This window comes from Pseudomonas sp. HMWF021, from assembly GCF_003061005.1.
Lineage (GTDB): Bacteria > Pseudomonadota > Gammaproteobacteria > Pseudomonadales > Pseudomonadaceae > Aquipseudomonas.
In genome coordinates, this window is sequence record NZ_QAIK01000188.1 from 31,464 (window position 1) to 40,267 (window position 8,804).

8 protein-coding genes are annotated in these 8,804 nt (G+C 61.4%); all 8 read right to left on the reverse strand.

The window, feature by feature from the left end:
- The coding region (locus DBR18_RS27275) for an urea ABC transporter permease subunit UrtB (RefSeq protein ID WP_256589017.1) at positions 1-1,015 on the reverse strand (1,015 nt) is incomplete at its 3' end.
- A gap of 238 nt (positions 1,016-1,253) precedes the next feature.
- Positions 1,254-2,519 carry an urea ABC transporter substrate-binding protein gene (gene urtA / locus DBR18_RS27280; protein ID WP_047600601.1) on the reverse strand — a complete coding sequence of 422 codons (1,266 nt, stop codon included), beginning with the start codon at positions 2,517-2,519 and terminating at the stop codon, positions 1,254-1,256.
- Between the two features lie 225 nt (positions 2,520-2,744).
- Complete coding sequence (locus tag DBR18_RS27285) at positions 2,745-3,044, reverse strand: hypothetical protein (RefSeq protein WP_108592668.1); 300 nt, start codon at positions 3,042-3,044, stop codon at positions 2,745-2,747.
- 44 nt (positions 3,045-3,088) lie between these two features.
- Positions 3,089-4,099 (reverse strand): iron ABC transporter permease, encoded by a 1,011-nt coding sequence (locus DBR18_RS27290; protein WP_108592669.1) that lies wholly within the window; start codon positions 4,097-4,099, stop codon positions 3,089-3,091.
- Entirely contained in the window at positions 4,096-5,043 is a 948-nt protein-coding gene (locus tag DBR18_RS27295) for an ABC transporter substrate-binding protein (protein WP_108592670.1), read from the reverse strand. The genes DBR18_RS27290 and DBR18_RS27295 overlap by 4 nt, the downstream gene beginning before the upstream one ends.
- Entirely contained in the window at positions 5,040-5,828 is a 789-nt protein-coding gene (locus DBR18_RS27300) for an ABC transporter ATP-binding protein (RefSeq protein WP_108592671.1), read from the reverse strand. Before DBR18_RS27300 ends, DBR18_RS27295 begins: the two co-directional genes overlap by 4 nt.
- A gap of 119 nt (positions 5,829-5,947) precedes the next feature.
- Positions 5,948-8,071 (reverse strand): TonB-dependent siderophore receptor, encoded by a 2,124-nt coding sequence (locus DBR18_RS27305; RefSeq protein WP_108592672.1) that lies wholly within the window; start codon positions 8,069-8,071, stop codon positions 5,948-5,950.
- A 150-nt stretch (positions 8,072-8,221) separates the two neighbouring features.
- Positions 8,222-8,804: PepSY domain-containing protein (locus tag DBR18_RS30125; RefSeq protein ID WP_256589018.1), on the reverse strand; the 583-nt coding region annotated here is incomplete at its 5' end.

Here is an 8,804-nt window from a genome sequence, read left to right on the forward strand (position 1 = left end):
GAATCCCGCCGGACAGCCACGCCGGGTTCGCCACTTCAACGTTCTGCGCGCCGAACAGCAGGCGCACCAACTGAATCAGCATCAGGCTGATGCCCCAGGTGGCGAGCAGGGTTTCCAGCGGTCGGCCGTAGAGATGACGAATCACCGTGCGCTCCAGCGCCATGCCGATCGCCGCCGTGACAAAGAACGCCACTGGCAATGCGATCAGTGGGTAGAACTCGATGGCTTGCGGTGCGTAGCGCTGGAACATCAGCTGCACCACGTAGGTCGAGTAGGCGCCGAGCATCAGCATCTCGCCGTGGGCCATGTTGATCACCCCGAGCAGGCCGAAGGTGATCGCCAGACCGAGGGCCGCGAGCAGCAGGATCGAGCCGAGGGACATGCCGCTGAACGCTTGACCCAACACTTCGCCGATCAGCAATTTACGCTTGACTTGAGCGAGACTGGTTTCGGCAGCGGTGCGCACGCCTGCGTCGCTTTCGACACCGGGTTCGAGCAGGCCTTCGAGGCGGGTACGGGCCAAGGGGTCGCCGGTTTCACCGAGCAGGCGCACGGCGGCCAGACGCACCGCCGGATCGCTGTCGACCAGTTGCAGATTGGCCAGCGCCAGGCTCAGGGCGGCGTGGACGTTCTCGTCTTTTTCGCCAGCCAGTTGCTGGTCGAGGAATTTCAGCTGCGCGGGTTTCGCGCTTTTCTGCAATTGCTGCGCGGCAGTCAGACGGGTTTTGGCGTCGGCGGCGAGCAATTGGTGGCTGGCCAGAGCGGTGTCGATCAGACCCCGCAGGCGGTTGTTCAGGCGCAGGGTTTTTGGCTGGCCGTCGAGGGTCAATTCGCCTTGTCGCAGGGCGTTGATCAGCTCGATGCGGGCAGGATCGGGCTGCGCGGCCCAGGCTTCCAGCAGTCTGGCTTGCTGCACCGGGTTGGCGGCGACGAAGTCTTCGGCGTCGTTGGCGAAGGCAGTCATCGGCAACAGCAGTGCCAGGGCCAGGATAAAGCGGTAAAGGGTAGTCGGCATAAAGAGTCGCCTTGCGCGGACTAATAGTGGGCACAGTCTTTGTGGCGAGGGGATTCATCCCCGATGGGTTGCGAAGCAGCCCCAAATCCAGCGGTCGCGGTGTATCAGATTGATCGCGTCGACTGATTTCGCGACTGCTTCGCAGCCGGTCGGGGATGAATCCCCTCACCACAAAGGCTCACTCCCACAGGGGGATTGTGTCGGGCCGAACATGCTCATCCGCCCGACACCCAATGGCTCAGTTGCTCTTCACCGCATAATCCGGCTTCTTGTCGTTGCCATCGATAAACGGACTCCAAGGCTGGGCACGAATCGGGCCTTCTGTCTGCCAGACCACGTTGAACTGACCGTCACTCTGGATCTCGCCGATCATCACCGGTTTGTGCAGGTGATGATTGGTCTTGTCCATGGTCAGGGTGTAACCCGACGGCGCGGCGAAGGTCTGGCCGGCGAGGGCTTCGCGGACTTTGTCGACGTCGGTGGACTTGGCTTTTTCCACCGCTTGCGCCCACATGTGGATGCCGACGTAGGTGGCTTCCATCGGGTCGTTGGTCACCGCTTTGTCGGCGCCCGGCAGGTTGTGTTTCTTCGCGTAGGCCTTCCAGTCAGCGACGAACTTCTTGTTCACCGGGTTCTCCACGGACTCGAAGTAGTTCCACGCCGCGAGGTTGCCCACCAGCGGTTTGGTGTCGATGCCGCGCAGCTCTTCTTCACCCACCGAGAACGCCACTACCGGTACGTCGGTAGCCTTGAGGCCCTGGTTGGCCAGCTCTTTGTAGAACGGCACGTTGGAGTCGCCGTTGACCGTGGAGATCACAGCGGTCTTGCCGCCGGCGGAGAACTTCTTGATGTTGGCGACGATGGTTTGATAGTCGCTGTGACCGAACGGGGTGTAGACCTCTTCGATGTCCTTGTCGGCCACGCCTTTGGAATGCAGGAACGAGCGCAGGATTTTGTTGGTGGTGCGCGGGTAGACGTAGTCGGTGCCGAGCAGGAAGAAGCGCTTGGCGCTGCCGCCTTCTTCGCTCATCAGGTATTCCACTGCCGGGATCGCTTGCTGGTTCGGCGCGGCGCCGGTGTAGAACACGTTTGGCGACATCTCTTCGCCTTCGTACTGCACCGGGTAGAACAGCAGACCATTGAGCTCTTCGAACACCGGCAGCACCGATTTGCGCGACACCGAGGTCCAGCAGCCGAACACCACCGCAACCTTGTCCTGCGTCAGCAACTGCCGGCCCTTTTCGGCGAACAGCGGCCAGTTCGACGCCGGGTCGACCACCACCGGTTCGAGCATCTTGCCGTTGACCCCGCCCTTGGCGTTGATTTCGTCGATGGTCATCAGCGCCATGTCTTTGAGCGATGTTTCGGAGATCGCCATGGTCCCGGACAACGAATGCAGAATCCCGACCTTGATGGTCTCGGCAGCCTGGACAGTCCAGGTCATGCCCATCGCGGCAATGGATGCCGTGAGAGTGAAAGCCTTGATCAAACTGCGACGCTTCATTGTGCGATCTCCATGAACGTTAAAGTTTTTTATGGTTGGCAGATGCGGACGACTGAAGGGTGTTTTGCAAGGGCTGTGCCCGGTCGGGATCGGGCAGCAAAAGGTCGGTTTAGAGCGGTTGTACCCAGGGGCGGCGCACCAGGAGGGGACAGGCGGCAGGGTGTGGTGCGGGGAAGTGCTTCATTGTGGTGCTGCCGCGAGGCGGCAGCGGGGAGGCGTGACAGGTCAGTTCACACCAGGCCAGGAGTCCACGTACTTGATGGTGAAGTCAGGGTAAGAGTCGACGATCTGAATCTTGTAATCGGGATACTGATCAACGATCTGCCATTTGCCCACCGAGTCTGGCCACTGAGTGACTTGCTTCACTTTCAGATCCGGCCAGGAGTTATCGATTTTTACTTTGTAATCCGGGTACGCGTTGACGAACTGGATCTTGCCGTAGATCTTCGAGACATCGACGGTCGTATCGGCCAGCACCGCGCTGGATCCCACAATCAACAACGCGACAACAGCTGCTTTCAACATGACACTCATCCTGAGAAAAATCGGGTGCGCAGTCTAAGGCAGGCTCAGCGGCGGCGCATCAGACCGATGAAAAACAGCCCGCCGAGCGCTGCGGTGGCAATGCCGATCGGCAAGTCTTCCGGTGCGATCAGCGTCCGCGCCGCGACATCGACCCACACCAGAAACACACTGCCGAGCAACACACACACCGGCAACAGACGCCGGTGCTCGGCGCCGATCAGACGCCGCGCAATGTGCGGCACCATCAGCCCGACAAACCCGATGGAACCGCTGATCGACACCAGCACCCCGGTCATCAATGAAGCAATCACGAACACCCGCAGGCGCACCGCCCGGGCATTCAGGCCGAGGGTGACGGCGGTCTGTTCGCCGGCCATCAAGGCGTTCAGCGGACGGGCCATGCCCAGTAGCAGAATCAACCCGAGCAACACACTGAGGGCCGGCACCGCCAACAACTCCCAGCGCGCCAGACCGAGGCCGCCGAGCATCCAGAACATCACCGCCGAGCTGGCGCGATGATCGCCCATGAACAGCAGCAGATTGGCGATCGCCATCATCACGAACGACACCGCCACGCCGCACAGCAGCAAGCGATCGCTGTCGAGCCGACCCCGACGATTGGCAATTCCCAGCACCAGAAACATGCTCAGCAACGCACCGATGAACGCGGCAATCGGCAAGGTCAGCAGGCCGACGATTTCACCGACGTGCAGCACCACGATCACTGCGCCGAGGGTGGCACCGGAGGTGACGCCGAGCAGGTGCGGATCGGCCAGCGGATTGCGGGTGACCGCTTGCAGCACCGCGCCGATCAACGCCAGCCCGGCGCCGACCAGTGCACCGAGCAACATGCGCGGCACGCGGATCAGCCAGACGATGTGTTCCTGCCCGGCGCTCCAGCTCACCTCGCCGAAACCGAAGGCCTTGTGCAGCAGAATCCGCCACACCACGTCTACCGGCACCCGAGCCGGACCAAAGCCCAGCGACACCACGCACGACACCAGCAACACGGCGCCGAGCACAATCAGCAGCAGGGTGTAGCGACGGTCGATCATTCGCCGTGGAACCCCTTGGCCAGGGTCTCCACCGCCAGCACGTTATCGATCCCCGGCGTGGCCTGCACATAAGGGATGACGATGAAGCGCTGGTTCTTGATCGCGTCCACCGATTGCAGCGCCTTGTTCTTCAGCAGAAATTCGATCTTCTGTTCAGCCGTGATTTCGCTGTAGTCGACGATCACGATCACCTGCGGATTGCGTTCGACCACGGTCTCCCAGTTGACCCGGGTCCAGCTCGCCTCGACGTCATCGAGAATGTTGCGCCCGCCAGCGGCGTCGATCAGTGCTTGCGGCATGCCTAGTCGGCCGGAGGTCATGGCGCGGTCTTCGCCGCTGTCGTACAGGAACACTCGAGGTTTCTCGACAGGCAGGTTTTTGCGGATTTCGGCGACCTGACTTTGCATGTCGGCGATCAGCGCGTTGGCACGGTCCTGCACGTCGAAGATTTTGCCGAGGTTGCGCAGGTCGTTGTAGGTGTCGTCCAGCGTCGCCGCCGGGCGCTTCATCACGAAGGCGCAGGATTCGGTCAGTTCATACACGTTGATGCCCAGCGGTTGCAGGGTCTGCGGGGTGAGGTCGCCGCCGACGCGCATGCCGTAATCCCAGCCGGCGAAAAAGAAATCGACGTTGGCGTTGAGCAGGGTTTCCACCGATGGATATTTCGCAGCCAGCTCCGGCAAACCGTCGAGCAGCGACTGCATTTCGGGCGTCACCGACTTCCAGCCGCTGACGCCGCTGTAACCGGCCATACGCGATTTGAGACCGAGGGCGAGCATCATCTGGGTCATGTTGATGTCGTGGCTGACTGCGTGTTTCGGCGCCTCGCTGAAGGTCACTTCGCGGTTGCAGCTGTGGATGGTCAGCGGGTATTTCGTGGCTTCGGCCAGGGCTTGAGCACTGCACAACAGAAGAGCGACACAAAGCAGGGAACGCACAGTCATGGTCGGGTTATCCAGGTGATTCGCGGGTAGCCGTGGAGGGGGTGGGAGTCGATCAGTGCTTCGACGCCGAACACGTCGCGCAGCAGCTCGGTGGTGAGCACATCTTGCGGCGTGCCGCTGGCGACGATGCGCCCGTGATTGATCACGTACAGTCGGTCACAGAACGCAGCGGCCAGATTCAGGTCATGGATGCTGGCGAGCGTGCCGATCTGCAGGCGTTTGACCAGTTGCAGCAGTTCGAGCTGATAGCGCGGGTCGAGGTGGTTGGTCGGCTCATCGAGGATCAGCAGTTGCGGTTGCTGGGCCAGGGCGCGGGCGAGGATTACCCGCTGTTTTTCACCGCCGGAGAGGGTGGCGAACGCGTGGTCTTCGAAGCCGTCGAGGCCGACGGATTTGAGCGCTTGCGTCGCCAGATTGCGATCTTCCAGCGTGTCGCCATCGAACAGGCCTTTGTGCGGCGTGCGGCCCATGGCGACCACTTCTTCGACGGTCAGGCCAAAAGCGTCGGGGAATTCCTGCAAGACCACGGCAATGCGTTGTGCGCACCAGCGCGAGGACTGTTTCCACACGTTGTGATGATCGAGTCTGACCTCGCCGCTGTCCGGTTGGCTGAAGCGATAGGCGCAGCGCAGCAGGCTGGTCTTGCCGCTGCCATTAGGCCCGATCAGCCCGACAAACTCACCGGCGGCCACCTGCAACGAGGCGTCACGCAGCTGGAACTGGTGATGGCAGTGGCCATAGCCCAGAGGTGTCCAGGCGAGGTTGGCGAGGTTTAGCGAGGTCATCAAATGCTCATGATGCTTGCCCCTGTAGGAGCTGCCGAAGGCTGCGATCTTTTGATTTTGTTGTTAAGAAGATCAACATCAAAAGATCGCAGCCTGCGGCAGCTCCTACAGGGGATGGGTTAGAAGGTGTAATCCGCCGTGACGAAGAACGATCTCGGCTCGCCGAGAATCCACTGCTGGCCTTCATTGTATTGGCTTTGCGCGAACCGGCGGTCAAACAGATTGTTCAGCTGCAGGCCCAGCGTGGTGTTGCGCAAGGCTTGCCACGACAGCGTGGCATCGACCACGGTGTAACTCGGCAGCTCATTACGATTGGCCATGTCGGCGTAGCGCGCATCGACATAACGCACGCCAGCGCCGGCCTTCAGGTCATCACTGAGGTTTTTGTTCAGCCACAGGTTGGCGGTGCGCCGTGGTACATCCACCGGACGATTGCCGTTGTACGACAGGGTTTGCCCATCGACCACTTCGGAGAAGTCATCGTACTTGGCCTTGACGATGGCCGCGTTGGCCTGCAGTTGCCAGGCGTGCGGTAGTTGCAGGTCGAGGCTGGCTTCCAGGCCGTTGGACGATTGCTGGCCGACCTGCTGCTTGAGCGTCGGGTTGCCCGGATCGTCGGTCAGCAGTTTCTTTTTGACGATGCGATAGGCCGCCAGGGTGAACTCGCCGCGTTGATCCCAGAACAACTGCTTCATGCCGACTTCGGTCTGGCGTGCAGTCGAGAGGTCGTATTGCTGCTGACTCGGGCTCAGGGAAATCAGACCGCCGATGCCATCGGTACTGCTCGCGACCTGGCCGTAGAACGAGGTCTGCGGCGTCAGGGCAAACACCAGTCCGGCCTTCCAGTTGTTGCCGGTCAGGGTCTTGTCGCTCTGGCTGTCGTCGATCAGATTGTTGCGATCCACATGTACATAGTCGCGGCGCACGCCGGTCACCAGCGACCAGCGCTCGCTCAGTTGCGTGCGGTTTTCGGCGAACACCGACATCTGTCTGGTGGTGCTGTCGAACTGGTCGCGGTACGGGTTGGCGCTTTCGAAATAGCCCGGCTGCGGGTGATACAGATCCAAGGGCTGACCGTTGGGCAGCACGTCGTTGAACGGCGAGTTGCTGTCGAGCTGAAAGCGGATGCGGTTGTAATCGACGCCGGTCACGGTCTGGCTGTCGAGGCCGAACAGCGAGTGTTTGAAGGTGAAGGTCTGGCGGTCGCCGACTTGCTCCTGCTTGTGGCCGATGCCGAAGTAGCCGCTGCGGCTGAGCTGTTGCGTGGCGGTGCCGAAATTGTAGTTTTCGGCGTTCTGCCAGCGGCGCTGGGCCTTGAGGTAGTACAGCTCGTTGCTGGCACTGACCGCGTCGTTGATCTGCCAATCGGTGGTCAGGCGCGTCCACTGATCGTTGTAGTGCTGCTTGTCGTCGCGCACGTTGTAGTTCTTGTTGCGCAGGCTGTCTTTCATTTGGCCGTTGATCAACGGAGTGCCGAAGTAGTTCTGCGGACGCTGATCGCCGTAGTCGTGGGCGAGGGTGAAGGCCAGGTCGTCGGTGGCTTGCCAGCGCAGGGCGGCGCTGATGAAGTCGCTGGAGGAATCACCGCGATCGACCCAGCCGTTGCTGCGCAGACGATTGAGATTGAGGCGATAGCTCAGGGTGTCGCTCAGGGAGCCGCCGCTGTCGAACGCCTGCTGCTGGTTGTCGTAGGAACCGTAGCCGACGCGCAGGTGATTTTCGATTTCACCTTCGAACGGTTTCTTCGGGATTACGTTGACCACCGCACCGGTCGCGCCTTCGCCGTACAGCACCGAGGCCGGGCCGCGCAGCACGTCGACACGCTGCACCGACCAGGTGTCGACCGGAAAAGTTACGGTGCCCATGCCGGTGTACATGCGGTTGCCGTCATACAACTGCATCACCGAACTCTGCCCGGTAAAACCGCGCGCCTGCAACGAGGTGCCGCCATCGCCCGGGGTGCCGGTGCGGCTGATGCCGGTGCTGCGCGATACGGCATCCTGCACGCTGCGATCGCCACGGGCGCGAACCTGCTCGCCGCTGAGGCTTTCGACGCTGGCCGGGGTTTCCATGGCCGTCAGGTTCAGGCGCGAGCCGGCGGAGGTCGGCGTGGTCAGGCTGACGTTTTCGTCATCCATGGCCGGGGCGCTGATGGTGCCGGTGGGCAGCGTCAACGGTTGGCCATCGGCGTTGGCGTTGTTCAGGGCAAGCAGGCAGAGGCTGGACAAGAGGTACTTGTTCATCGGGACGGTGAATCACTTCTTCAAAAGAAAGCCCGCAGCTTGTGGTTGCGGGCAGAGCGGCACATTTGCGTTATACAGTAACATTAAAAAATGCCGGAGTTTAAGCCCCGGCAGTTTAAAGATCTGTCTAAAACACGCATCTCGCCTGCTTCATGATGAAGTTGAGGCAGATTCAGCTTGGCGGCCCAGACGCGACAACAGCAGCCGATCCAGCAACCACACCAGCACCAGCGAAGCCCCCACCAGCGGGAAAATCACCGCCAGCACCAGCATGATCGCCACGCCGGTTTTCCATTTCGGCAGGTCATGGCGCAGTGGCGGCACGCCGAACTTGCCCTGCGGGCGACGCTTCCACCAGATCACCACGCCGCTGACGGCGCTGAGCAGAATCATCAGGCAGATCAGCAGCACGACGATCTGGTTAAAGGTGCCGAACATTTTGCCTTCGTGCAGCATCACACCGATTTCCGTGGCCCGTGCCACTGCGCCGTACTGCTCGAAACGCACATCGGCGAGGACCTTGCCGGTGTACTGATCGACATGCAGGGTGGCGTCGTTGCGCGGGTCGTCGGCAAACACGGCGATGGTGAACACGCCGGTCGCGGTGGTCGGCAGCGTGATGCTGTAGCCGGGTTCGACCTTGCGCGCAGTGGCGATGTTCTGCACGTCTTGCAGGCTGATGGCAGGCGCGGCGGGGCCGTGTTGCATGCCGCCGTGGGCCATGTGTTCGGCG

Excerpts from the sequence above, each read along its gene's own strand:
- urtA (WP_047600601.1), bottom strand. The coding sequence starts at position 2,519 with ATGAAGCGTCGCAGTTTGATCAAGGCTTTCACTCTCACGGCATCCATT.
- DBR18_RS27300 (WP_108592671.1), bottom strand. The coding sequence starts at position 5,828 with ATGACCTCGCTAAACCTCGCCAACCTCGCCTGGACACCTCTGGGCTAT.
- DBR18_RS27295 (WP_108592670.1), bottom strand. The coding sequence starts at position 5,043 with ATGACTGTGCGTTCCCTGCTTTGTGTCGCTCTTCTGTTGTGCAGTGCT.
- DBR18_RS27290 (WP_108592669.1), bottom strand. The coding sequence starts at position 4,099 with ATGATCGACCGTCGCTACACCCTGCTGCTGATTGTGCTCGGCGCCGTG.
- DBR18_RS27305 (WP_108592672.1), bottom strand. The coding sequence starts at position 8,071 with ATGAACAAGTACCTCTTGTCCAGCCTCTGCCTGCTTGCCCTGAACAAC.
- DBR18_RS27285 (WP_108592668.1), bottom strand. The coding sequence starts at position 3,044 with ATGTTGAAAGCAGCTGTTGTCGCGTTGTTGATTGTGGGATCCAGCGCG.